The following is a 26520-nucleotide window of genomic DNA, read 5'->3' as shown; positions in this document are numbered from 1 at the left end:
TTCAAGGATGAGCGACCGCGTTTAGAGGTAGGTTTTATCGCCAATAAGAAAGCCCGCGCTAACGCGGACTAAGATTCCACTATGCATTTACTATGGGGGCGATCTGGTAAATATGAATTTGCCCCATCAAACCATATGGACGAAGGACATATTCGGGTGAATACGCCTGTCCCGTAGGACGAAAAGACCACCAATCAACCCAAGTCGAATTTGGCCCGGCCTCATGCAAAGGACCTAGTAGATTTCGGGGACTGCCAACAACCTCGATATCAATGGAGTTGATTCCATTTGTGAGTGAGCCCGTAAGTTCTACTCCCCTCGCAGGTCGCCATGGGATTGGCTGCTCATGCTGTCCGTTTATTTTAATAGTTAACGTGACTGCCTCATAAGGGCCAAGTTCCAACACGATCCGATTGCCTTCCTCAAGATTCACATCAAGCTCGAAGTGGTAGACCATACTTCCGCAATAGTGCGGATAACCTTGCAAGCACCAGTCTCCAAATCGTAGACTCGTTGGTTCCTTAACCAGACTCCAATTGCTGTCAAGAGCGAAGTCGCCGATTAGAAATGCATCCTCGATCTCCATGTCATGTGTATATTCGCAACTGATCTCCAGCATATTCTCTCCTTGAAGCAGTAATGGAAGCTTAAGTTTTGACATACTGCGGTCCAAATACCAGCCCTCCGGCTTATCTGATATTATTTGTCCGTTGAACAGAAAGCGAAACCTCTCCGCTTGCTCGAAGACAATAAACGTATCGGTTACCGGGATGTCCTTCACGTGAAAAGCGAACCGGAAAGTGATTGGTGTGCCATTATTTACATGAGAATCATGGATCCAAAAATGTCTCTGAAGATTGCCATTGGCAAAAACCTGTCTCATATGCAGCTTCTCGCGAACGAGTTGTTGCGCTTGCCAAACACTCATCATCTCTGACCATGATTCATCTTTGATCCGGTATTGGCAGGAGTCAAGTACAATCGCGTTTGGACCTGTCTTCGTGAACCGGGTAACTGGCCCTAGGCTGGTCAATGGCTGCAGATTACCCCATTTTCGTTCTGCTGGCAACGTTATCTCTCTCGAACCAGATAAGATATACAATTTGGAATCTGCCTGACCGAAGTGCTCTTGGAAGATGATATCCCCATTGTGAGATTGAACAGGCTTCTCCCAACTTTCACCTGTAAGCGGGTTCCATTCCTCTATCCGTCCACTTCCTTTGATTCGAACTTCTACCTCACATCCGGATTCTCGGTCATTATTCACAACAAATAAAATCGTACAGTCCGACAGCTCTCGACGCATGCACAAAAGTTGGTCGGCCTCTTGTCAGTTATGGTCTATTAAGCTAAGCGTACGGCCAGCATAAGATCCCAGTTCTTTCAGAAGCTCATGTTTGGTATAAAGCCGATGAAATCGTGGGTGCTGTTCTCCATCTATACACATTGGAACCTCTCCGTATGATAGTACACTTCCTCCTGCATCCAGGTAAGTGATCAGCAGTTCATACGTCGTTCTAAGCAAGTTATGGAGTCCGGGCAGTACGACAACCTCGTAACTTGCTTGTCCAACGAGTAACCTATCTTTATGTACACTACCTATCTCCTTCAGGATCATTTCGTCTCCCAGATCAAAATCATAGTGTTCGCCAAGGAGTTGTCGGATGAGATCGTTGAATTCTCTGTTGTACTCCTTCAGTTCTTCGGTATTTCCGGCTTGATTGAGCCATTCGGTCGAGCAAACATCCTGGCCGAGTTTCGTCCACACCGAGGTCGCCGGGTGAATCACCAACACATCCCTGACCACAGTGCCTTCACTAAGCACTCCCCCAAGCCGTGCGAAATAGTCTTCCATGACACGATTATGTTCCCACCAGTTTACATTATAATTAAAAGAAGGCGGATAATCTCGCTTGCGGCATCCACGAAGAGAATATAGTGCCAGGTGATGGGTCAAAAAGTTAACACCAAGCGCGAACTGCCAATCCCCGATCCATTTGCGGCTTTCAAACGTCAAGCCCCATCCTGTGACGCCATACGTTTCCGTAATGACCTTTTTCTTTCCATATTGATTCGCGACGCTGGACACCTGCTTGATCGTCAGGCTTTCATCCGTTTGCTCGCATAACGTATCGATTCCGGGGACATCCATATAACGGTAATGAGGCATGACAGCCCCGCAGTGTCGGACCGCACCGACGATATCTCCTTCATCACAGAAATGCCCAGCAAAGGAAAGACCATTCATTCCACACCAATTGCCGATCTGCTTCGTGTAGGCATCGCAGAACATTTCGGTGACTGTCTTCCAGTAGTCATGGCGGATCTTCGAGGAGAAGGGACCAAAGAAAAAAAAGTAAGGGAGTGTATCCCAAATCTCATAACCGTTCCTATCTGAGAAAGTTTGGGGTAAGAGATCCGACCAAGATATCCAAGTCAGCCCCGGTTCATTAAGCTGCTCCTGAAATCCTCGAATGGATGGTTCATCCGTAAAAATCCCTGGCACCGTGCGCCCAAACTCCTCTCCCACGGCTTCCTTATAGCAATCATATGTCGTCTCGATAAATAATCTGGCTGACTGGGGATTCATATTGTCCGGATAGGTATCACCGTGACACCACTCATTCGGCGATGCGATATGACGGCGCATAACCAAGTAAACTTCCTCTCCCCCTAGCAAACTAATCGGATTTTTCCAATTGTGTATTCTTTTGCAGCTAAGCAACTCGTTACCGAGAATACTCGCTTGATAGACTGCCTGAATGGAATCGTCTGTTTCATAATCGCGGCAAATAGTTAATGATAATGCTTTAGCCCGCACGGCGTCGCCGCCTAATCGGGGCACCCTACCTCCGCCCATTCCTGAAGAATAGCGGTCTTCATCATATAACCACGCAGAAACGCCTTCCTTCTTCGCTTTTGCAACTGTCTCTTTAATACGTTCTATAAATTCATCACCTAAGTATGGCGTTTCCAGCCCTTCCCTTACGTGGATCATAAAGCCGCCCATTCCCTGTTTCTTGAATCCTTCAATTTGTGCGTCCAATTCGTTCTGCGTAAGCAAACCGTTCCATGACCAGAACGGTACGGAGCGATGTTCCATAGGAGGCCTACTAAATTTTTCTCTTAGCAGGTCGTAACCGGTTGGCTCTTTCTTTATTAATTGACTATTTTGCAATCCTGACTTTTTCATTCATATGACCTCCGTGGTTGAACTGACTCAGGAGATCTGTGTTGCTCAACTCTCCGCTGTACCTATTTTAGAGCCCTTTTCGGAGGGCGTATATAAACAAAAACCTACAAATGTTAGCTTTTTTAAGATTTCGTAAAAAAATACCAACTTTCTTAAAAACTGCTCATGTACAAGTTTACCAAAGGTATCTTGGGTAGTCCCTGGATCGGCTTCGATATGAACAAACGGGAACCTGGCTGAGAAGGAGTTTTCACAATCATACTTCGAATAGCGATGGCTGGTTCCCTCTCGAAACTGTATACAAAATGTATGCCGGTTATGAGCGGTTATGCGGCTTTCTCTCAGCCGGTACATATCGAGAGCGGTAATTAACCGCTCAGCAAGTACCAGCAGGCTCACACCAACACGAATAGCAAGCCTAATCCGCGAGTGACCACGAATTAAGCTTGCTTCATCAATGAATGATCAACACTAAACCGATATTACGTCTCCAATCATATTCCCTGCCATGAGAACCGGCGCCATCGAACCAACTTCAACAAGCGGGCCGTACTGCGTAAGCAGTTCGGTTAACTGAGCGGTGTAAAAATCGTCATAAGCTTCCTTGTCTTGGTAACAAGGCTCATGTCAAATTAACCACATTATGTTATTTGAGTTTTCCCACTAAAACGCTAGCTGTTTGGGTCGTTGTGTTTCCTGCTAAGTCAGTAGCCGTATAGGTGATAGTGTATGTGCGCCCATCACCTTTACCTGATCTCTCTGATCGAAGCATAAATTCCGTGTCCAATGTACCGATTTGCGCTCCTTGAATGTCATCTGACGTATCTCCGTCTCCTAACCCATTATCAGGTTCGCTGCTTGTAATGGAAGTAAGAACAACAGATGAGTTGCCAGAAAGGGTATCATTTGCGCTAATCATTGCTTTCACGGGAATCATTTCGTGATTTGCCGGCCACAAAGCAGTTTGATCCAGAACCAGATTGAATGTAGGTGCCGTTTTGTCAATTTTCACGATTACCGTATGTGGAGATTCAGCGTTACTTTTCTTGTCAACGCTCCAGTAAGTGAGAGTATGCGTACCCTCATCTGTGATGATAATGGAAGTACCTTGCTGCTCTGCACCGCCATCGACCATATAGTAGGTGCCGCCTACGCCGGATCCGTTGTCACTAACGGTTAGCGTTACTGTTACGTCTTTGTTCACCCAGCCTGCAGGAGCGTCATCGGTAGTCGTTGGTGGTATTGCAGGTGCTGGCTCGTTCACAATCGTAAGATGCGGTGCAGCCGGCTCTTCCATACCAGCTCCAAGGTAAAAACTAGTATGAGGAGGTTGATTGTAACCGGTATTTTGCCATGCGACACCTAAGCGGTAAATCGGATCATGCATTAGCGTACGCAGCTTTGTATTGGTCACCGTGCTCGTCGTATAAATACGCAGCTCTGAGCTGTCTGTATTTCTCCACACGATTTCTTCTCGCCAATCTCCTAATAGGTCGGCTTGCAAGTTCGGCGTTGATTTCGTGCTGTTGTTTGACAACGCCCCTTCAGCTGTAAACAACCGATTCGTCGTATGGTTCACATAGTCCCATTTATCAACGTGGTTGGCGTCTAAAAGCTCGCGGTTCAGGTCGCCATCCCACCAGATGCCGAAGTTCGTTGAGCTTGGAATGGTCGTGCTGATCAATTCGCCTTTCGCGCTGTAAAGACCGGAGATCGGAATATGCTGCGCATTCGTTATTGTTGCAGACCATACCTCTTCGCCCAAATAGTTCGGATCGATGTCCGCCGACATGCCGCGTCCGGTATCCATCCCCGTCCACACGCCCCAAAGAATTTCGCCCGTTTTTGCATCCCGGAAGTCCATACCATAAGGAGAATCTAGATGCTCATGCACATTGAAGAATTCTAACCCTGGTCTGGAAGGGTCCAGGTCGCCCAGATGCTGCGCGTCCCCGTGACCGAGTCCGGTATTATATAGCGGCGTACCATCATCATCGATGGCCATAGCCCCGAACGTGATCTCATCCTTACCGTCGCCGTCTACGTCGCCGATGGACAAGTTATGATCTCCTTGTGCTGTATAGGCTGCTCCAAGCCCTTCATCGTTTGAATCGAAACGCCATTTTTTCGTTAATGCTCCATTTTTGAAATCGTAAGCAACAATCACCGTTCTTGTATAATAGCCACGGCTGAAAATCAAGCTCGGGTGCTCACCGTCGAGGTAAGCAATTGCTGCCAGGAAACGGTCCACCCGATTGCCATAAGGGTCGCCCCAATCCGAAACGACTCCGCGAGGCGGATCGTAATCCGTCATTGCGATTGCTTTTCCAGTCAAACCATTAAAGACGGTTAAATATTCAGGTCCCTCCAGCACATAACCACTGCTGTTCCGGTGATCGGCCGTTGCGTCACCAATAGCCATACCTGTTCCGTCAATTGTGCCATTGGCTGTTTTGAACGTAACTTCTGCTTTGCCGTCCCCATCCAGGTCGTAAACCTGGAACTGTGTGTAGTGCGCTCCAGCGCGAATGTTCGGTCCAAGGTCGATACGCCACAGGCGAGTACCGTCCAGCTTGTAGGCATCGACATAAACGTTGCCGGTATATCCGGCCTGAGAGTTATCTTTGGAGTTGGACGGATCCCACTTCACGATCAACTCGTACGTGCCGTCGCCATCCACATCGCCGACACTAGTGTCGTTCGCACTGTAGGTGTAGGCTTCTCCGGATTTCGTGATGCCGCCCTCCGGCTTCTGGAGCGGTATGGCCATATAATTGTTTTGCCATACAGATGCTTCTTTCGAAGCCACTTTCTCACTACCTCCGATAACGGTTTTCAGAAGATATACAGATTTATCCGTTCCCGCTTCATCGAGCAGATTTGTTGCGCCTGTGATCGGTTCCGCATTTACTTTGACACCGCTGCGGTACAGATTGAATGCGATGTTAGATGGGTCTGTACCAAGCATTTTCCAGCCTACATAGACACCATTATCTTGTTTAACTGCTACAAGCGCGCGATCAAGATACTCGGCTTGCCGATACAGTACGGTAACAGCTGGAGTTGCCAGTGTTTCGGACTGCCCGGATACACCTCCTGCGCTTACGGCAGATACCTTGTAATAGTACGGAATGGTCGTAAGTACTGTCGCATCGGTATAGCTGGACTGGCTCGATTTTCCAATCAACTCGAAGGCGCCGTTGTTAGACTCAGCACGGTAAATGTTATACGTTTTGGCTCCTGCGACCGTATCCCAGCTAAGGGTGAGATCATTCTTATTCACGCTCACCGCTTGAAGATTAACAGGTATCGCAGGAATTGGAACATTTGGATCAATCATGGATACGGTGAGAGATGTGGATGGGCCGGTTTCCGTTGAGGCCAAGTCCACTGTCGTCACTTGGTACTCGTACTCCATCCCAACATCAACAGTGTTATCAACATAAGTGCTCGTCGTTGTGCTGCCCAGCAGCTGGAATTTTGACGTACCGCTTACCTTGCGGTAAACATTGTATTTCGCGACGTCCTCTACCCTGGTCCACGAAAGGGAAACGGAAGGACTTTCTGGATCTGTGTTCTTCGCATCGATTTTCAAAGCTGTAGGCGCCATTAATATCGGTGTAATTTCCAAACCATTTACGATAGCGGTTGCACCGCCGAACTTGAAGTTCATTTGTCCATCACTAACGGAAGTCTGTGAAATAATTTTTTCAACGACGGATTTGTTGCCCGCTGTAACGGTCCCAAAGTCTGTCCCTTCGATGGCAACGGTTGTTCTTGCACTTCCCAAATAATCGCCAACGTAAAGTTTAACGGAATAAAGACCATTCGGCAGATCCACCATGAATTCCCAGCCGACGTTGAAGTAGCCGAGCCAATCACGGAGCAGGTCGGTACCGGTCGTACGATCACGACCAATCATTCCTGTTGGGTTCTTGATGCCGTAGCCTTTCTCCGCCGTGTATGTGGAAGAAAGGTTAACGCCAGTATAGCCATCTTGAACCGGAGAGGTAGCCAAACCGAAGTCGAACTTAATCGTCGCATGCTTTGTTTTGATGACGATGACATCTGACTGCTCGGACTCCCCTTTGCCGTTAACTGCTGTAACGACCACGTCATAGATTAGCCCTTCCGTCATACCTTGAATCGTAGTCGTCGGAACTGTCGACGTCCCCACTAAGACGTAAGCGGTGTCTGATGCTAACTTTCTATAAATCTTATATATATCCGCACCTTCTACTGCATTCCATGTCAATACAGCTCCTGCGTTGCTCACACTGCTTGCCACTGCACCGATCGGCTTCGATGGAACTGCAGCAGGAGGTGCAACATCCGTGACATAGGCGGAAAGTGGAATGTTCAAGTCTTTAATCCCACCTGACAGAAGACGCGCGATTTGGATTGCGCCATATTCCTGGAAGTGCGTATCGTCCGCATTACCGCTAGGGAAGGCGGTGTAGGTACCAACGGGTACATGGAGGAAGACCGCTAGCGTTCCAATTGGGCCGATAGTGTCATAGTACGCATGACTTAATGCGCTGAGATCCGCGAGTTTTACATCCATTTCTTGTGCCAGTTCTTTCATAGCAGCTACGTAGGTCGGGAAGCTGACATTGAAGATGCCGGTTGTCGCGTTAAAATCCCTGCGGCCGACAGGCGTAACTAAAACTGGTATAGCTCCACGCTGCCTAGCGCCATTGATATACGTCTTCAGATAGTTTTTATAATCTTCGGGAGATGCATACCGTTCTGGCACGGAGATTGTCGCATCATTATGACCGAATTGGATCAAGAAGTAGTCATTCGGCTTGATCGCTCGCAAAATGTTATCCAACCGGCCTTCCGTGAGGAACGTTTTGCTGCTGCGTCCTCCGATGGACTGGTTGCTGAAAGTGATGTCGGAAGTGAAATAGCGGGAAATCATCTGCCCCCAACCGGCTTGAGGCTTCCAATACGAATCGTAGGTCTGTACCGTAGAATCCCCTGCGATATAAACCGTTGGCATTTCTCCTGCCACACGATCCGCTAGCTTTGAAATGACAAGCCCATTAATTTTGGGCGCAGAACCCGAGAAGCTGATATTCAACTGACCATCAACCAGGGCAACTTCGAACATCTGCTCCAAATAATCACCAGCTGCCTTAGGTGTGAGCGCAATTTTGTTTGCCGTCATTCCTTCTACGGAAACAGCCACTTCCGTTGCCGCATTGGCATCACCTGCCGTAACCGTAACAGCGTAATCCCCGTTTGGCAGATCCACGTTGAAGGAGGTGCCAGCCGGCGATAGATAATCGGATTCCAGTGGATCCGATGTGCCACTGTTACCAGAGCTGACGAGCGAAGGATTGGCAAATCCGTATTTCAGTTGGGCTGTGTAGGCCACTGGAGTCGTTATACCGAAATAGCCGTCAGCTACGGCCCCAGGACCGAAGTCTAATTTCAACGGCAGTCCAGCTGGAAGCACATTAGGCGCAACATATACCGTGCTTGCTGCCACGCTCGAGGCTTCAGACACCCCTGCCGCATTCGTTGCTTTTACCTGATAGTAGTGAACAGTCGATGTGTCTGCCGTAGAATCTGTGTACGTTGTCGATGTTACTATGCCGAGCTTGGTGTAAATTCCAGTAGCAGAATCCGAACGGAATACCGTATAACCCGTTGCTCCATTCGATGCTGACCATTGCAAGGACACTTTGTCCGAAGTAACACCGCTTACAATTAAATTGGCAGGAGCAGCCGGAATGGTTACTGTCGGGACCACTGCCGCCGTTACCGGACTGCTTGCTGCGGATTCAAGACCCCCTGCATTCAGAGCAGTCACTTGATAGGAATAGGTATTTCCTACAGAAACTGCCGTATCGGTGTAAGAATTAACCGTCACTTGTTTGATAAAATCATAATTCGTGATGCTATTCGTCGCACGGTACACGTTGTAATAGACCGAATCCGTTACACTGCTCCAACCCAGTGATACAGAAGCTGCACCCGGTGTGGAATTAATGTTTGTTACAGCGAGTGATTGAGGAGTCGAAGGAGCCGTCGCTGCTGGCACCTGTTCAATGACGAGACCGTTCAAATAGCCAGCGCCTGTGCCGCTGTAGCCTGTAGAGATGCCAACTGTTAATTGACCGTCAGTTACCGTGGTGCTGTAGGTTGCTTGTGCAATAGCTACCTTCGTTGAAATCGTTCCTTTCGTCACCCCTTCGAGGGCAACCGTAGTTTTCGTTGTGGACGTACCTGCGAGCAGATCGCCCGAATAAATCGTCACGTTATAATTGCCGTTCGGTACATCCGCTAAGAACGTGAAGGGTGTTCCCAGAATAAAATCGTTCGTCAAATCCGTACCGCCTGATCGATTCCTTGAGGCTCCTGCCGGCAACGCTGTTTCAAGCCCATATCCCCGTTCCTGCGTATAGGTCAACTGATCATGAACTTGAGTATAGCCTGCCATGACCGGGCTGCTCGCTGAACCGAAATCAAATTTCTTTACAAACGCCTCTGCCGCATGGGCAGTAGATTCACCATAAGGCAGAGCTGGGAGCATATTGTAGGAAACCATAAGACCACACAATAGAGTTGCTACTATTCGACTTGCTTTCATCTTCATCATACTGAGTCCTCGCCTTCTATGTGTTTTTCCTTCTCCTATGATGTCTGTTCACGTTGCTTACGTCATACCTCCATCCCATTGGCAATGTTTTCCTCTTCACATCATAGATGGTTTTTTTCTTCTTTCCCATTTAAAAAAACGTTCTCTTTGTTTAAAAAACAGTTATTTTGAATGCGCTTCCAAATCGGTGTATAGCGAGTATTTAAATGCATTATTAAGCAAAAAAAAGGTACACACAGCCTGAACACTTTTTTCTAAGTGTCCAGTCTATGGGTACCAGTTTACTATTCCAGAGGCGTTTATTGTTCCATGAAGTAATGCTGCTGTTTCCAGCCAAGAACTCCTAGTTTCATATCGTCGGCATTACGTTGCCGCCATTCACGGGAATAAATGCTCCCGTAATAAAACTCGCCAAATCAGATGCCAAAAACGCTACCACATTGGCGATTTCCTGATCGGTACCCCGGCGTTTCATCGGTACATTGCTTTCATACGACTCTTGGCGTTCCGTAAGGTTTTCCCGATCCTTATCGCTGATCGTCCAGCCTGGTGCCACTTGGTTAACAGTCACTTGATGTTCGCCGACTTCCTTTGCCAGTACCCGGTACAACCCGTCCATCCCACGTTTGCCGCTCACGTAAGCAGATTGGGAAGGGAAGTTTTGCATGGAGCATTCCGTGTTAATACCGATAACCCTGCCCTTTTTGCGTTTCACCATGTCCGGTAAGAATGCTTTTGCGAGCAGTACACTTTGTATAACGCACGATTCAAACTGGCTGATGTAGTCTTCCATTGGTTGATCGAGTACCGATGTCCATTTGTACTGTACAACGGCATTTGCAACGACAATATCTACAGCCCCCGTAAGTCCGAGCGCGCGCTCCTTCATCGCAGTGACCTCATCCGCTTTGGTCACATCGGCTTGAACAGTAACAGCACGGCGCCCGATACCTACGATCTCAGCCTGTAATTCGGCCGCCTTCGACTCATTCTGAATGTAGTGAATGACAATATCCGCGCCACATAGAGCCAATGTTCGGGCCATGACACGGCCAAGCTGTCCCGAAGCCCCGGTAATAAGCGCTGTTTGACCTCTCAAATCAATGTTCATAAAGACTGCCCCTCTCATTGTCATGAAGTGCATTAGCACTTCATCCAGTTCTCTTCTCACCTATACCGATTGCAATGTCAATCAACTTCCAAGTAAGATCGGCCTCCTGCGACTAACGCATGAGGCCGATCTGGATGAACGCTTAACAGAGTGTGTCAAGCCTTATTCAATAGCTATTTTACGAATTTCCGCAAGTGTAGCTTCATCCAAAGTCACATCAATGGCCGGCAGTACGCTTAAAATGTGACTCGGCTTGCGAACGCCTACAAGAGCACTGGTCAATGCCGGATGAGCGAGATCATACGCAATGGCAAGCTGAGGCATGGTCATGCCGTACCGGCTCGCGATACCTTTTAGCTTCTCGACGCGGTCCACGTTTTTCCTCAAACCCTCCCCAGTATGTGCAGCGTTGCGGGAGCGCCAATCGTCATCTGAGAATTTGGTGTCGTAGGTATAATTTCCTGACAGGAGACCTGAAGTTAGCGGGCTGTAGGCGACGACTCCGATTCCTTTCTCCAGACAGAACGGCAGAATCTCCTTCTCAACGGCAGGCCTCAGGATGGAATACGGCGGCTGAAGAGAATCAACATGTCTTACGGAAAGTGACGCTTCCAATAACGAAACATTGTAATTGCTTACGCCTACATAACGTACTTTACCATCTTGTACAAGCTTATCCATGGCGCGCATAGTCTCTTCCGCCGGAGCGTTCGCATCCGTATCCGGCCAGTGCATTTGATACAAATCGATATATTCGGTACCGAGACGACGCAGCGATGCTTCCGCTTCGCGAAGGATGGAGTCGTAGGTTCCGTTCTTGGAAATGTTTTTGTTCTCGTCCCAAACGAGACCGCATTTGGTTGCCAACACCACTTTGTCACGGTCGCCCTTCAACGCTTTCCCGATAACTTCCTCGGAATGGCCCAGACCATAGACAGCCGCAGTGTCAAAAAAGTTGATCCCGTTGTACAAAGCGACGCGCACGCTTTCTTCTGACAGCTCATCATCCTGGTTGCCCCAAGCGCTGGCCCAACCTCCTCCCCCGATTGCCCAGGAGCCGAAGCCAATAACTGAAATTTCCGGACCATTCTTGCCAAGTTTACGATATCTCATGAGTATAACTCCTCCTACTTCCACACCAATTTTGATTATTACTGTTTATCGTATATGCTACAGCTATGCCGTTACCGTGCGTAAGTTTGCGGAGCCCTATACTTTAAAATATTCCGCTCGTTTCATAAAAATCTGCTCGACGCGTTCAACAATTTTTCCGTCCTGCTCGGATTTTTGTTTCACTTCGTTCCATTCCTTGTCCTGCGAGAAAGTTTCCCACTGTCTTGTCCGTTCTTCCATGCTTTCGTATTTCATCGTGTAATATAGCTTGGGTTGTTCCTCCAAATCCTCCCAGAAATCACACACCTGCATGCCGAGTCTGGCAAAAATACCAAGCGTATGATCGGAAAAACGCTCTCGAATCGCATCGATTCTGCCCGGAAGAATCGTATAAATTCTCAATTCGTAAATCATTCGTTATTCACCTCCGATCATCTAACATTTTCAATTATAGATAATGATTCCTGTCATGAGAAGAAGTGAATAAATTTAAACTAAGTTACTTTAAGTTAACTGTAGGCTTTAAATAGGCAGGTAAATCAGACCGCCGAATACTATGTAAATACTACTCGGTTGCTTTCGTGGAACAATGAGAAAAAACGACCCGTGTTCGCATCTATTACGCGATAGGGTCGTCTTTATTTTTCTCGATATTTTTTTGTTGGATTAAGGTATATTAAATTACAAAGGTGCCATCAGTCCTAATCGGATGGATCGGTTCAAGCCCTCGCCGGCGAAAACGTTGTCCTTGATTATCACATCGCTGCATGCTGTCAGACTAATCGCGTCGGTTATCATAGGGGATTGCAGCAAATTGACGGAACTGGTGATCGTATTATAGGCAAATATCAAGTGTCGTGTACTCTTGGCGTCCAGCACCGCCGCGTCCTTCATCTCAAACCGATTGCACTCAATAACAATATTCTGGTGAACGGGATGTTCAGACCGTACCTCCGTATTCTCCGGGGCGATGTAGATCACGGGATGCCTGGATTCTCCGCATTCGACAAATACATTGTTGCGGATCATCAGATCCTCCACTCTACCGGATTCGTACCAATTCTCAGCATCGTCGGCGACTAGGATAGCGCTCATAGTCATGCGCTCGAAAATATTGTCTGCGATCAATACCCTTTTACGTGTTGTTACCAATACACCACGAGTCGGAATCCGGGCCATATAGTTGTTTACAATCTCGACTTCCGGCGTCCATGTCACATTCTCAACTACATCGTCATCCATTATTCCTTCCGGCGCTAGTCCTTCTAGTGTCACTAGAATCTCACGCGGGTTAACGAGCTTGGCAGAGGCAACCTTAGCGCTGGCATAAGCCCTAAGTGAGCTAGCACGCACGAATTCAATCTCATCTCCAGGGAAGAAGGCATCATACCCATAGCTCTGTGCATTCATAAATCTAAGAAGTACCTGATTGGGAGCGGCTTTCTCTGCCACACGCAGATGCGTACCGTGTACGTTGATTGCATCGTCGTGAGCCCCGACGAACCTGCTGTCCGCAACCCTTATCTTCCCACGGCAGCTTGATACATGAATGCAGTCTGCGAAAGCCGCGACGGTTCGACCAGTCTCCGGACGCGGCGCCACGATCATACTATCGAACGATATGTTCTCACTGAATTGGCAAACGATGCCTAATCCGTGCATAAAGTGCATACCCACATTTCGCCAAGCGGTATTCCTGCTCCTGAGGACGAATGCACCAACCTGATTTCGTATGCCGTCGCGTGTCTGCAGAATCCAGCCGGGTGCTGCAAAAGGGACGTAGCCATCGCCATAATGGAACCGCAACCATCTTGGTTCAAGCTCCTCTACGTATAATGCCAGATCTGTCAGATTATCGATCCGCCATGTCGTATTGGATGTATGATCGTAAGCCTGCATAGGTCCACTGCTGAAGCGCCAATTATCATCTTTCCAAAGAAGCATGCCATTTTGAATGTCATAGTGGCTGTCATGATGGACCCTTACATCCAGATAACCGTTTCCTACAGCCTCCACTTTCATCTCCACAACGGTCGGATGTTCGTAATCCGTATTAAGGTTACGGATCGTGACATTCTCGCACCCGTCTAGTACGAACATCGTTATCTTGCTATGAAAGACGAATAAGGAGCCATTGCCCTCGAGTGTGATATTATTTAACCCTTTGATTAGAATGCCGATCGTTTTCGTAACATCCGGATTTTCTTCCTCACTGGTCGTGTTGGAGATATAATAGGGGAATTTGGCTGTATGTTCGTCGTAGAAATCATACCTTCCCTTCGAGCAATTCACTATAACCGGGCCATTGATCTGGGAGGCAGCTTCAAGTGCTTGCCGCATGGGGATTACCGTATCTTTCCTCGAATCCGGAGTTCCTCCGTAGTCACTGAGATGAATGACAGCAGGCTCAAGGTCTTCCATATCTTCAGGAGTAAGCATCGATGAGATCATCCTTCGCGTATAAACAAGGAAATGCTTCTCTGGACAAGCAGAACATTTCTTTGATCGATTCAAATCGATTAGTTACTTTTCTATTCTTCACGTAAGCGCAGATTCCTGCGCAATTTTCTATAACCGCCCCCACTGTTCTGTCAATTGCTCCGTTTGTTTTTAAATCTTCACCGTAACACTGTCGCCATATCTGATATCGACCCATACATCGTTCTCCTGCCACTCTACCATTTCCGCACTCCTTTCATGCATGCAAAAGGGACAGGCGAATCATAAGTCGATTCAGCCTGTCCCTTAAAAAGCGGCATTGCCCTTAAGACAACGCCGATGTAATTCTAGCTGCAGCATGAAGATGTCGATGTCACCGGTTTGGTAATTGGTGAACAACAAGAATTTACTTCATCAGAATTTACTACCCCAGCTCCACTTTTTTCAGGTTCACAGCACGAGCTACTTTTGATACTACATACCCCCGTTTCAGGCAGTTCAAGTTCAACCCTCTCAGCTGCTTCACGATCGCCAACTAAAGCTGCAACAACGGATCTCACTTGTTCATACCCTGTCGCCATCAAGAAAGTCGGTGCTCGACCATAGCTCTTCGATCCAACAATATAAAAGTCCTTCTCTGGTTGTCTTAGTTCATTCTCCCCGTGTGGTCTAACCGTACCGCAGCTATGAACATTCGGATCTATTAGAGGTGCTAACTCTAATACACTTTCCAAGCCTGGATCTGAAATCACTCTAACTTCTCTTAGGAAGGAAAAATCAGGACGGGAACCTGTATTCGAAATGATCTCATCAATCGCATCAATTTGGGCCAATTCGCTGTTTAAAGAACCAACAACCTGAATTTTTTCTCCATCCTTTTTTAATTCTTGAATATGAAAAGGCGTCATCACTTTAACTTTACCTGATTCAACTAGCTTCTGAATACGTGTTCCGAGTTCTCCTCTCGCAGCAAGCTGATCTTGCTCCCGCCCCCCGTAAACATCCTCAAGCCTAGATTTTCTTAGTACCCAGACAATTTCAGTCTCCTGTACCCGCTCCTTAAGCTCTCCGAGTTCCAAAAGTGTATTGATCGCGGAATGACCGCTACCAACAACAAGAACTTTCTTTCCACTATAGCGATTTTTATACTTACCAAGAACATCGGGGATACCGTAAAATACTTGTTTACTTAAATTTTGTTCCTCCGTTGTCCATACACCTTCAGAAATGACTGGATTCGGATTTGTCCAAGTACCCGAAGCATCGATGACAGCTTTGGCCTCAACCAAGAAGCGCTCCCCATTTTTCTGGGCATGCAAGACAAAGGGAAGGTCATCACGGCCCTTTGTTTTCACCTTATTTATGCCTTTGCGGCTCACAGCAGTCACTTTCGTGTTCAGGTAACTCAGCGAAAGGCTTAAAATAGTTCTCTACCATCTCAAATCCAGTAGGGAGTTCCGAATGATTCGGGGCTATCCAACCATGTGAGGTAAGTAGCTGTCGCGCTGCTTTATCTACATTGAATTTCCATTGAGAAAAGAGACGTACATGAGCCCATTTAAGGACACTGGCCCCCACCGCATTCCCTGCATCAAACAATACAAAGGATTCACCTCGTGTAACTAAATGTGCCGCTGCGGCAAGGCCAACAGGCCCAGCACCTATGATCGCTACAGGTAATTTCGCTTTAGATTGAACTGTATTTTCACTCATTGATGATACCTCCATATCATAGTTTTCTTTTTAAGAGCAAGCACATGCACAGCAATCACTTTGATTTTCAAAATATATCGATGTATACATCAAAAAAAATTGATATAATGTCTAAAAAAATTTAAGAGCGACTCGGTCTAAAAATGCAGCATAGCTCTTCTGAAAGCAATCCGTTCACTTCGGAATTATTGATCTCGTAATAGCTCCAGGTGCCGATGATTTCTTTTGTAATTAGATTGGCGTCTAAAAGGATCTTCAAGTGATAAGACAACTTGGATTGAGCCATCTCCACGATTTCGCATAGGTCGCAAACGCACGTTTTTCCCCGCTGTGTTAACTCATACATGATTTGCAGTCTCTTGCGATCCGCCAAGGCTTTAAACTTTGCTTCATACGTTTCAAAAAATGAGTCGCTCGGTGCAGTATTTATCTTCACTTCATGTATTGGAATTATGGTTTTCATTGTTTTCACCCGATTCATTAATCAATTATTTTTGATTTAATAACAATATATACCATTGCAAGTTAGAATGCAATCACATAATCAAATTTTTTTGATTAATAAATTCAATTACCGCTTTCGGTTGACAGTTATCATCAGTTCCATCAATCTTTTGGATTTGGCAATTCTGTTCAGCCCTTTCTATATGAATATTCGAGTTTATGACAAAACTTGTCACCATTATGCTTTACGATAGAAAACGTAAGTAATACAAAACCATTAGGAGTGATCGACTATGCGTAGATATACCGCCCTGTTCTTCTTAATCATGTTTATGATCGGAACCGATACGTTCCTCATCTCGCCCTTACTCCCAACGCTTCAGACGCAATTCGGCGTATCGACGGGAATCGCAGGGTGGATGCTTGGCGCCTACACGCTAGGCTCGGCCTTATTCGCCTTGATCGCCGGACCTCTGTCCGACGGCTGGAACCGAAGAACCGTTCTTTTGAGCGGCTTGCTCGGTTTCTCCGTCTCAACGATTCTATGTGGCTTCGCAGACAGCTTCTGGACGATGTGCCTTTTCCGCTTCCTTGCTGGCGTCAGCGCGGCGTTCACGGCACCCCAAGTGTGGGCATCCATTCCCGCCATCATGCCGGCGTCCAGAGTGTCGAAGACAATGGGCATCGCCTTCGCCGGACTAGCTGCTTCTCAGGCACTTGGCGTGCCGATCGGAAGCTGGCTCGCTGTCGCCCATTGGTCCGTTCCTTTCTGGACGATTGGAATCGCTTCGTTGCTGCTCATCGTCGTCGCCTTCTACTCGTTGCCCGACATGAAGCCTAATACGTTCGAACGGACGTCAATCCTTCACCGGTATGTCCCGCTGATCATGAGTGGCAAGGCAAGGAGCGGCTTCCTTGCCTACCTTCTCCTTCACTTAGGAAGCGGTACCGCATTCGCCTTCATTGGCAAGTGGATGGCCGATCGCTTCGAACTTCCAATTGGACAGATCGGTACTGTGATGATGTTCCTCGGGTTTGGTACTTTGCTGGGAAGCATGATTAGCTCTTATGTGACTGGAAAGCTAGGTAATTCGAACGCGATTATAGTAGGAATGTCGATGCTCATGGTACTATACACAGTTATGCCCCATCTGACGAACCTCCGTTTCGTGACGATCATCTATCTGATCATTTTCGCGACCCTTGGGATTATCTTCCCGATTGTCATGGGTGCGCTCACTTCGCTGAATGCCTCCATCCGGGGAACAATCTCCAGCCTGGCCAACTCGACGATGAACAGCGCTAACACACTCGGCGCATGGATAGCTGGCCTACTCTATGTCCAGTTCGGCGGATATTCATCGATCGGCATCTTCTCGGCGGTCTGCCTGGCGCTGTCGCTCGGGACGTTCCTGTTCGGAGGCGTCCTTGGGAGGAAAGCAGAGCATACAAGCCAAGAATCGGCGTCCGCTTCCTAAGACAAGGAAGACATTTCGGTCAAATGAAATGCAGCAATAACTTCCCATTCTTCGTTAAATTTCGCACCGTAACAAGGCTGCCGATCGTTCCTGCGGCAGCCCTAGTATAAATAGTATAAACGCATGGAAGACATACACGCCAAAAGCAGCTCCGCCTAACGTTTGAAAGACGGACCCGCTTCGATTCCATTTTTCACGGAACAACACAACCAATTCCAAACATAGGCCAACGGCGACGTTAATATGGTATCACTTCCCGCTTGCGGGCTCTACCAAGCGGTGCCTGTACCACCGCTCCCCGCGATAACGCCACAGGAAGATCGCACCGCGCACTCCCCACTCCAATTGCATAGCCGCCCACACCCCGAACACCCCGTAGTTTAGCGTGATACCAAACACATAGCCGAGCACAACCCGAAACAACCACATGGTCAGCATCGAAGAGATGGAGGTGAAACGAGAATCCCCCGCTGCTCGCAACGCACCCGGCAGCAGAAAACTGATCGACCATAGAGGGATTTGGGCTAACATATTGACCAACATAATGAGATACAGATCATCCATGATTTCGGCCGGTGGGCGGAACAGACTAACCAGAGGCTTAAAGAACGGGATCAATATAAGCCCAGTCACTAGAAGGGAGCCAGACGCCAGCCACAGAAACGACCTCGTAAATTTGCGGGCATCCTGAATATTCCCCCTCCCAATGCATTGCCCTACCACAGTGACTAGTGCTGTAGACAATGCAATGGCGGGAATTTGTAAAAGCATAGCGAATACGGAACTGATGGCGTTAGTTGCAATCGCGTAAGTGCCTAGACTGACGATGTAGATTTGGGTTAACATTTTCCCCCCGTTAAAGAACAGCTGCTCCGCAGCGAACGGCAGCCCGATGAACATGATTTTCTTAAACATGGAAAAATTCCAGTTCATCAATTCCTTAAGGCGAATTCGCAGGCTGTCATCCATACGGAGCAGGTAGAACAATGCGCATGCCGCTGCCAAATAACGGGAAATATTCACGGCCACGCTCAAACCTAGAACTCCCATTTCCATAAAATGGACGAACAAGACGTTCAGCAATACGTAAGAAAGATTTAGGATTAGGGACAACCCCAATGTCACTCTAGTCCTTCCGATCCCCCTCAGCGCTCCGCTGACCGCTTCCTTGAACGCGATCCCGAGATAAGATAAAGCACTTCCCACTAGGTAAGTGCCGGCATGGTCAAACACCTCCGGATCCGCCGTTCCAAAGAGTAACTTCAGGATCGGATGATAAAATAGGAGGACGACCAGGCTGAGCGTCACCGCAACCAGAGTCACCGCGGAAAGCGAAGCCGCCGCCGCCTTGGATAACATCTTATCGTTCCCACTGCCCTTGTACTGCGCCACCACCACTGTGCCTCCTGTCGCCAAGGCGACGAAGATATTAACCAGGAAGAGATTGAGCGAATCGACCATACTTACTGCGCTGATTGCCGCCACCCCCGACGAACTGATCATCGCAGTGTTCACCAAGCTTAAGCCGACGAGGAAGGCCTGGTCGATGAGGATCGGGAGAAGCAGCGATATGACCTGTCGGTAATCAATAGATTCCCCTGAAAGATATTTGTTCAAAATAGCATGGCATCGAGCCTTATAACGAAACGGAATCATACTAGATTCACTTCCCATCCGAAAACGTCCAACGAAACCGGCCAGTGTGCCGGTTTCGAATTCCCTTAGCTGATTCGAGGTGCCGACGAAGAGCGAATTAACCTCGCTAACCCGACCACGCATGCCCCGAACAAATCATACCAACAATATTCAACAGTTACCTCCGCTATCCTGCCCGTACGTAGTTGAATAGCAAAAAAAGGACCCTCAGCAACGGGCTGAGGGTCTAAGTTTTATATTTTAAAGGGGGTCGACGTTTTCCGTTAGTTGAGAGGCATTTTATCCATTTTTCTTAAGAATAAAATAGATGAAGGGAAATGAAGGCCCGGGTATTCACCCATCAGCGCTGTTGGGTAAGGAATGAAAGCAATAAACATCAGGAAAATGCCGTTCAGAAAAATCGTTTTACGATCTATGTGTTTAACTTCATGAAACAATTGATGATGAGACATCCACCAAACAATTAGAACCAAAAAACTGATCATATAGCTGAGAACAGCAGGAAGAATATGGATAAAATCCTTTACGAGCCCCCAATCTCCTTCGGCTGATTCGATCTTGGGGACTTTAAATTCAAGAATTAAAATGGTCATCACGATAGCTATGACGCCGTCACTCAGAGCCTCAAGCCGGGTCTTGGTCATTAAGAGTTAGCAATAACGCTATAATGCTTCATTTCTAAGATCGCATTGAAGAAGGGTTTAACTAATACAAAGAAATGCTGAGCTGATTCTGGCGCTATGTCATACCGGATGATTTCCACTACCATGATATATCCCGCCTTCATAGGTTTTTTGATGGATGCAATCCACATCCAAAATTATATAGGGTGGCACCTCAGCTAACAATAAGGCACATTTTTGTTCGTAGAACGTTGCCATGGCTGTAGGCTATTCGTCTGACGCCCCCACCGCCCTCACTTGCAGATCGAATTCGCTCATACGTTGTTTACCCCATTCGCACATAAGCTCAAGAATCGGCTCAACGCTCTTGCCATACTCGGTGAGGGAATATTCGACTCTTTTAATCCGCTCGTCAGTAAGATACAACAGGTACTAATCATTTATCTGACGCATCGCACCTAAAACCAGATTATACCCATCAGGGTCTTGTATGTATGCATTTTTAAACTCCCACTTTCCGTGCACTCCAGTAAAAGGCTCAATCGCAATAATTCCACTTTTGCCACGTACTTCTTCAACTAGTGAGTCCAGGTCATCCCAAGTAACATGAATAAATGAATCCCAACCGTAATCAGGACCTTCCCATTCGGTCGGATAATCAGGACGCTTTTTTGAGGTACTATTTGGTCGCACATCATCTGGTGAAACAGCTTGTTGTAGAATAAAAAGCATGCCATCTCGCTCAGCGTGCCCCCATTCGTCTACCTTACAATCCAAAACATCACGATAGTATTCCTGCGATTTCTTTAAATTTGAGACCAACCTAACTTGAATTGTTTGACCGAATCTTGCTCTCTGATTTGTGGATACCTCCGCAACTTGCTCGTTCAATATATATTTCTCCTTTCGATTTCAAAGATTTTCTTAAAAACATACATGATTATATTCGAGTATATACCATAATTTCCCTGCGATTAAGGACGGGAATGTTCGATTGCTCTGTAAAGAAGTACGACTCCAATCACGTCTAGGCAAATGTTGTGACAAGCAATTATCAAAAAGCGTATTCTGTGACATAGGAGGTTATCGTTATGAAATACAGGAGCAAATCTGTCAGAAGCAAATGGATTAAAACTAAATGGCTAGTTAAGCATAGAAAGCTAAAAAAATACATCCCTCGTACGATGTTATTCAACAGTAAAACGCTTAATTTGATGCTGTCGGCTTTTTCTACCCTATATTTTAAACCTACCGACGGTACAGGTGGAGCAGACATCATTCGAATCAAAAGAAAAGATAGTGGGTATCAAATTCAACTTAAATCCGTTAAATCGTACTACTCAAGCAGGAAAGGTTTATACATGAAGCTTCGCCGATTTTCAAAAGGAAGATCATTTTTGCTTCAGCAGGGTATACTCTTGGCCAAAACGAAGGGGAGACCATTTGACGTTCGTGTTATGGTTCAGAAAACGACAAAAGGAAAATGGGTAAGCAGCGCTATATTCACAAAAATAGGCAGGACGGGTAAGGTCGCCACGAACTATCATCAAGGCGGAAGGCTTGGTTATTTCTTTCAAACAATGGCCGGAGCAGGATATAAAAGCGCATCTATCCGAAGAAAGAAAACAAAACTAGAATGGTTGGGAAATACCGTCGGAACTCAGTTCGATTGTTATAAGAACGGCTTTAGAGAGTTAGGCTTGGATGTTGCTTTAGATGTTAAAGGAAAACCTTGGATCCTTGAAGTTAACACGAGACCCCAGTTTTATCATTTAAAACACATGAAGGATAAAAAAATGTATCGTCGTATTTTAACTTTTTCCAAGCAGTATGGAAGGTCTAAATAAATAAGAAAATATTTCCAATTTATTAAGAGACTGCCGACGGTGCTTCTCGTAATCCCCGGCCCAATCAGTCAATGGGCAAAGCAGAATTTGATAGGCGAGAGAGAATGTGCCTCGCTTAATGGCTTGCTGCGCCACGATTGCGGCCAAGTTGCCTCCGACGCTTTCCCCCGCCACGGTGATTCTCGATGGATCGAAACCTAACGTTGCTGAGTTGTCGTACACCCATTGTGCCGCATAGATAGCTTCATCGACGGTAATTTCTTACTGCGAATGTTCCGTGCGGACCGTCCAACTGGACATCTTCCGTGCTTGCCAGCACAACGTTTTCAGAAATGGCGTTAGCGACAACGACTTTTCTGAGTTCCTCCGGGGACATGTTATGCAGAGGTGGGAACCCCGCGATATCCTCCAAAAATCTTTTTGTTTGTGCAGGCATCAGACTGTTCATATTCTATTCCTTCTTTCGTTTTATTTTCAGGTTTTTGTTGTTTTCTTGTTCCGTGAGTTAACAATAATTCATTTTTTCTGAATGCGTAAGAAGGCACTTTAAAGTGGTCTACCTACTTAAAAGTGGCTTTTTTGCTGTCTCTGGCATCGAACCGGGTTGTGCAGAGAAAATAAAAATGCAGCATCCTGGGGGACGCTGCATCTTTGTGTGAAACCCGATGAGTAAATAAAATATGTTAGCATGAGTCTTGTAAAATGAACTTCGTAACGCCAAATTCACGTCCACGTCAAGACTGTCCTTGCAGTCTCCGATCCAGCATGCCCTGCACGAACCACGCATATACGGCATACCCCGCCAATATAGCAACCGCCGTAAGAATAAAGGGCAGCGAATAATGATTTCCAGCCAAAATATAGCCCGCCCAGTAAGAGGCGATAGTGTTGCCGATGCTGCGCGATACCGTCCGCATGACTGCGAACAAGTTGCGGTCTTCTTCGGCAACAGCCGACATGCATTCGCTGTCCATCAAGTTGTTTAACATCGTGAAGCCCGTCCCGCGAATGAGCAGCAGTACCGCAAATACGTAGGACGGCATGGCGAGCGCCATCAAGGCCACGACAAACATGTTATATAGAAACAGAAACACAAACGTCCTGCGGCTGCCCCATCTCTCTACAACGTACGGCATAACGATCGATCCGATAAAGAAGAAAAATCCGGACAACGCGAGCAAACTGGAGATGTTACCGTCCTCCATCTGAAACCGGAATTTCAGGATGACGTTCAGGAACGGGCTAAGCAGCCCGAACGTAAATCCGGAGTTGAAAATAAGCAGCGAAAGCAGCAGCAGAAAATACATCGCATGCCCTCGCTTCGGCAGGTCCGAAGGCTTCGTTGGTTGAACATCGCTGATCTTTACTGCCGCAGCGTCTTTCACTCTTGCATGTGTAGAAGGAAGCAACAATCCCCGCAAAATGCCTGAGAGCGCTAAGCAACCACCAGCAACGAAGAATGCAAACTGGTATAACGTGGTATGCCCAGGCAGCCAATTCGGCAGGTAGCCGCCGAGCCATGTGCCGAGGCCGGTAAAAAACGTAAATACGGCGAACAGTAACGAATACGCGCTCGTCTCTTCTTTCTTGCTACGGCAATATTGGAAGATCAACTGAATTTCGGAGTTCACGATCGCCGTAATGCCGAGCGACCAGATGAGCTGTGCGACGGTAACCGCGCTAAGGCTGGTTCCGAAGCCGAAGAGCGCGAGCGACAGGAATGCCAGGAGCATGCCTGTGACGAGCATCGTTTTGCGCCCGACTCTCTTCACGATGAAACCCGCAGGCAGACTGGCCAGGCCAATTGTCAACGCCCCCAGCGATGTTATTCTACCTATGTCACCTTTGGAGAAGCCGAGGTTCAAGAGATGTAAATTCAGGATGAGGCTAAAGATTCCTACTCCGATGCCAAACAAGCTCTCGGTCGCGATGAACCGCTTCACGCCAGGAGATAAATCACGAACTAAATTTATGGTATACGTCCACATGGATGCACCTTTCCTCTTGCTACTGTATGTGCTCTATCTTACATGGCGGCGGCATCCGGTTCAATCCACACAATTAATTCCGAGAATTACTCATCGCTCTTTTCCCATTTGACCGGTTGTTCCAGGATTACTCCATCTGTCTCCACCCATTGGGTAAGGCTGTTCTCTTTGGCTTGAATAACGATAAAATACAGGTCTTCCGAAGCCGACGTATTCTGCAACACTCTCACTCCGTCAGGAGCGATTCGAACGGAAGTTCCTTCGAACACATCAAATTCGTTTCCGTCCACTTGAAATTGACCTTGTCCTTTAAGAAAGATGTAGAGTTCCTCATTTTCTTGGTGTTTGTGATAGAAGGGGACTTCCGCCTTTGGTGGCAGATTATTGAGTGAAACTTCCATACTCGTAAGTTGTAAGGAATCTTTTAGAAAGATTTTTCCTTTTAGCATTCCTTCCGTGACGTTTCCAAAATTCGAAAATGCACCTGCATGGTTAACGGAGTAATTCGCTTGATTTGACTCCAATTTGTTCACCTCTCCTTAGATCTAATTGTATCAGTAACAAAGTGACAACTGTCCTTCGAAGAGCGACCCAAAGACGCCCTCTGAAGTTTATCCTAAATCAAATGTTAAACTAAAAGGCTGCCAAAGTTTTGCCTGTTTCAAGCAGGCTCTTTAAATTGCTTAGAATAACAGGCCAGCCATTATTAAATCCTTCAATCTTGCCTTCATCTTTACGAATATCCTTTTCTAATAATTCCTCGTGTCGGAGCGACAGTTTTACAGTAGCGTCCATGGGTGTTAATTCATAAGTAACCGTAGACATTCGCTCTACTTCAACGTCCTTGACGCTCCAGGTAATTGTGAGTAATCGATACGGCTCATATACAAGAACTTCACCATAATGTTCAACTTTATCTTTATTCATCAATTTAAAGCTGGATCCAACTTGCCAATCCGAGACGATTTCACGACCGAAAAAATACTGCTTGGTGAATTCACTGGTAGTTAGGGCTGCCCAAAGCTTCTCGGGCGTAGTTGCGATGTAAGTCGTGTAAACGAATGAAGTTTTATTCATGATTAGTACCCTCCTCTAAGGCTTGCTTTAGTGTGTTTAATGCATCGATCCGGTGACGCTCAAACTTGCCGATCCAACGTTGATAAATTTCCCCGATAGGTACTGGATTAAGATAATGCAGCTTTTCACGGCCTTGCCATACGATAGTAACTAAATTTGCCTCTTCCAGCAGCAATAGGTGTTTCGTAACAGCTTGACGACTCATTGTCATTTGTTTACAGAGTTCTCCTAAGGATTGTCCGTTATTCGCGAACAAGAGGTCGAGTAATTCTCTGCGTGTTCCATCTGCAAGTGCTTTAAAAAGTTTGTCCATGCCTTTATTATATGCAACTATTTAGTTGCATGTCAAGCTATAAAAAAACCTGTAGCATATGCCACAGGAACTAGACCGTGGCAAGCCTTATAGAATAAACAAAAAAAAGGAGCCGCCAAATGGCAGCCCTAATGGAGTCTAAATTAATGCGATAAGAAGATCTCTTTCGCAACGGTTATTGCGTTTAACACTTTAGGAAATCCCGTGTAAGGGGAGCATTGTAACAGTGCCTCAATAATTTCTTCTCTCGTTAGACCTATACGAATTGCGGCATTGAGATGAACACGCAGCTGCGGCTCACATCCACCTTGAGCAGTCAAGGCTCCTAACGTGACGAGTTGACGTTGTTTAGGATTTAATCCTGAGCGGCTGTAGATTTCACCAAACGCAAAATCGATGATTTGTTCAGCTAATAGCGGGGCAATATCAGCAAGTGAATCAACAACCGCGTTGCCATGTTTGCCGTCAATTTCTTGAAGTTTAGCCAAGCCTCTTTCCCTTCGTTCTCCTACACTTTGTAGCAGCTCGTCCTCGATGTTTACTTCGATATTTTGTTCAGCAAATAGTTGTTTCGCAACGCCAACGGCATTTAAAGCACGGGGAAAGCCGCAAAACGGAATGCAATGGGTGGCAATCTCTATAATTTCGTTCGGCGTAATCCCAACTTTCAAGCCGAAGTTCATGTGCCATTTGAGTTGATTTGGAGTATCGCCTAATGAAATTAACGCTGAGATCACGATTGTTTCTCTCTGTTGATAGGTGAGTACGGGATTACTGAAAACTTGCCCGAAAAATTCAATGATGTATCTACTGATGTGCGGGGATACGTCACTTAAACCATTGACGACTCCTTGGATACCTTCTTCATCAGTTTCTTGAAACAGTTTTTTTCCAGTTTCATATGGTGAGTTCATC

At 46.8% G+C, this 26520-nt stretch carries 23 protein-coding genes and 2 pseudogenes; 2 read left to right on the top strand and 23 right to left on the bottom strand.

What is annotated here, in order from left to right:
* Positions 1-79: 79 nt before the first annotated feature.
* From GC098_RS06695 to GC098_RS06650, 11 genes and pseudogenes are all read right to left on the bottom strand, one after another.
* Entirely contained in the window at positions 80-1312 is a 1233-nt protein-coding gene (locus tag GC098_RS06695; RefSeq protein ID WP_171642168.1) for a hypothetical protein, read from the bottom strand.
* An 18-nt stretch (positions 1313-1330) separates the two neighbouring features.
* Entirely contained in the window at positions 1331-3193 is a 1863-nt protein-coding gene (locus GC098_RS06690) for a glycosyl hydrolase (RefSeq protein WP_171642166.1), read from the bottom strand.
* A 469-nt stretch (positions 3194-3662) separates the two neighbouring features.
* Positions 3663-3820 (bottom strand): annotated as a pseudogene (locus GC098_RS39850) (alpha-L-fucosidase); the annotation flags it as partial.
* A gap of 19 nt (positions 3821-3839) precedes the next feature.
* Positions 3840-9800, bottom strand: coding sequence for a rhamnogalacturonan lyase family protein (locus tag GC098_RS40745; protein WP_171642236.1), 5961 nt, complete (start codon positions 9798-9800; stop codon positions 3840-3842).
* Positions 9801-10152: 352 nt separating this feature from the next.
* Complete coding sequence (locus GC098_RS06680) at positions 10153-10914, bottom strand: SDR family NAD(P)-dependent oxidoreductase (RefSeq protein ID WP_171642164.1); 762 nt, start codon at positions 10912-10914, stop codon at positions 10153-10155.
* 162 nt (positions 10915-11076) lie between these two features.
* Complete coding sequence (locus GC098_RS06675) at positions 11077-12027, bottom strand: aldo/keto reductase (RefSeq protein ID WP_171642162.1); 951 nt, start codon at positions 12025-12027, stop codon at positions 11077-11079.
* Between the two features lie 96 nt (positions 12028-12123).
* On the bottom strand, positions 12124-12441 hold the full coding sequence (locus GC098_RS06670; protein WP_171642160.1) for an NIPSNAP family protein: 318 nt from the start codon (positions 12439-12441) through the stop codon (positions 12124-12126).
* Between the two features lie 267 nt (positions 12442-12708).
* Complete coding sequence (locus GC098_RS06665) at positions 12709-14466, bottom strand: alpha-1,3-galactosidase-related protein (RefSeq protein ID WP_246358459.1); 1758 nt, start codon at positions 14464-14466, stop codon at positions 12709-12711.
* Complete coding sequence (locus tag GC098_RS06660) at positions 14453-14683, bottom strand: hypothetical protein (RefSeq protein ID WP_171642156.1); 231 nt, start codon at positions 14681-14683, stop codon at positions 14453-14455. Before GC098_RS06660 ends, GC098_RS06665 begins: the two co-directional genes overlap by 14 nt.
* Before the next feature lie 130 nt (positions 14684-14813).
* Positions 14814-16194 (bottom strand): annotated as a pseudogene (locus GC098_RS06655) (NAD(P)-binding domain-containing protein).
* Positions 16195-16300: 106 nt separating this feature from the next.
* Complete coding sequence (locus GC098_RS06650) at positions 16301-16642, bottom strand: ArsR/SmtB family transcription factor (RefSeq protein WP_171642154.1); 342 nt, start codon at positions 16640-16642, stop codon at positions 16301-16303.
* 274 nt (positions 16643-16916) lie between these two features.
* On the opposite strand from GC098_RS06650, the gene GC098_RS06645 reads away from it, so the two are divergent.
* A complete protein-coding gene (locus tag GC098_RS06645; RefSeq protein ID WP_171642152.1) occupies positions 16917-18101 on the top strand; it encodes an MFS transporter in 1185 nt (394 codons plus the stop codon).
* Positions 18102-18155: 54 nt separating this feature from the next.
* Here the strand turns inward: GC098_RS06645 and GC098_RS06640 are convergent, their stop codons facing one another.
* From GC098_RS06640 to GC098_RS06620, 5 genes are all read right to left on the bottom strand, one after another.
* Complete coding sequence (locus GC098_RS06640) at positions 18156-18320, bottom strand: hypothetical protein (RefSeq protein ID WP_171642150.1); 165 nt, start codon at positions 18318-18320, stop codon at positions 18156-18158.
* A gap of 30 nt (positions 18321-18350) precedes the next feature.
* Complete coding sequence (locus GC098_RS06635) at positions 18351-19757, bottom strand: MATE family efflux transporter (protein ID WP_171642234.1); 1407 nt, start codon at positions 19755-19757, stop codon at positions 18351-18353.
* A 263-nt stretch (positions 19758-20020) separates the two neighbouring features.
* Positions 20021-20401 (bottom strand): TMEM175 family protein, encoded by a 381-nt coding sequence (locus GC098_RS06630; protein ID WP_171642148.1) that lies wholly within the window; start codon positions 20399-20401, stop codon positions 20021-20023.
* Between the two features lie 246 nt (positions 20402-20647).
* On the bottom strand, positions 20648-20806 hold the full coding sequence (locus tag GC098_RS41460; RefSeq protein WP_216625180.1) for a winged helix-turn-helix transcriptional regulator: 159 nt from the start codon (positions 20804-20806) through the stop codon (positions 20648-20650).
* Positions 20807-20812: 6 nt separating this feature from the next.
* A complete protein-coding gene (locus tag GC098_RS06620) occupies positions 20813-21271 on the bottom strand; it encodes a VOC family protein (RefSeq protein WP_171642146.1) in 459 nt (152 codons plus the stop codon).
* Positions 21272-21471: 200 nt separating this feature from the next.
* Between GC098_RS06620 and GC098_RS06615 the strand changes: the two genes are divergently transcribed.
* A complete protein-coding gene (locus tag GC098_RS06615; RefSeq protein ID WP_171642144.1) occupies positions 21472-22227 on the top strand; it encodes a YheC/YheD family protein in 756 nt (251 codons plus the stop codon).
* Here the strand turns inward: GC098_RS06615 and GC098_RS39835 are convergent.
* The 7 genes from GC098_RS39835 to GC098_RS41115 all read right to left on the bottom strand — a co-directional run bounded on the left by GC098_RS39835 (position 22192) and on the right by GC098_RS41115 (position 26519).
* Positions 22192-22449, bottom strand: coding sequence for an alpha/beta hydrolase fold domain-containing protein (locus tag GC098_RS39835; protein WP_312880001.1), 258 nt, complete (start codon positions 22447-22449; stop codon positions 22192-22194). The genes GC098_RS06615 and GC098_RS39835 overlap by 36 nt on opposite strands.
* Before the next feature lie 22 nt (positions 22450-22471).
* A complete protein-coding gene (locus GC098_RS39830; protein ID WP_246358458.1) occupies positions 22472-22675 on the bottom strand; it encodes a hypothetical protein in 204 nt (67 codons plus the stop codon).
* Between the two features lie 286 nt (positions 22676-22961).
* Positions 22962-24215, bottom strand: coding sequence for an MFS transporter (locus GC098_RS06605; RefSeq protein ID WP_171642142.1), 1254 nt, complete (start codon positions 24213-24215; stop codon positions 22962-22964).
* Positions 24216-24301: 86 nt separating this feature from the next.
* The gene (locus GC098_RS06600) at positions 24302-24748 is read right to left on the bottom strand and encodes a cupin domain-containing protein (RefSeq protein ID WP_376773844.1); all 447 of its coding nucleotides are present in this window, start codon (positions 24746-24748) and stop codon (positions 24302-24304) included.
* Positions 24749-24848: 100 nt separating this feature from the next.
* A complete protein-coding gene (locus tag GC098_RS06595; RefSeq protein WP_171642140.1) occupies positions 24849-25292 on the bottom strand; it encodes an SRPBCC family protein in 444 nt (147 codons plus the stop codon).
* Positions 25285-25605, bottom strand: a complete 321-nt coding sequence (locus GC098_RS06590; protein ID WP_171642138.1) for an ArsR/SmtB family transcription factor — start codon at positions 25603-25605, stop codon at positions 25285-25287. The genes GC098_RS06595 and GC098_RS06590 overlap by 8 nt, the downstream gene beginning before the upstream one ends.
* 143 nt (positions 25606-25748) lie before the next feature.
* Positions 25749-26519: a carboxymuconolactone decarboxylase family protein gene (locus GC098_RS41115; RefSeq protein ID WP_312880005.1), complete on the bottom strand. Its 771-nt coding sequence runs from the start codon at positions 26517-26519 to the stop codon at positions 25749-25751.
* Between the last annotated feature and the right edge of the window lies 1 nt (position 26520).

Source organism: Paenibacillus phytorum, assembly GCF_013141715.1.
Taxonomy (GTDB): domain Bacteria; phylum Bacillota; class Bacilli; order Paenibacillales; family NBRC-103111; genus Paenibacillus_E; species Paenibacillus_E phytorum.
The sequence above is the reverse complement of the archived record's forward strand: the minus strand, read 5'-3'. Positions and strand labels throughout refer to the sequence as shown.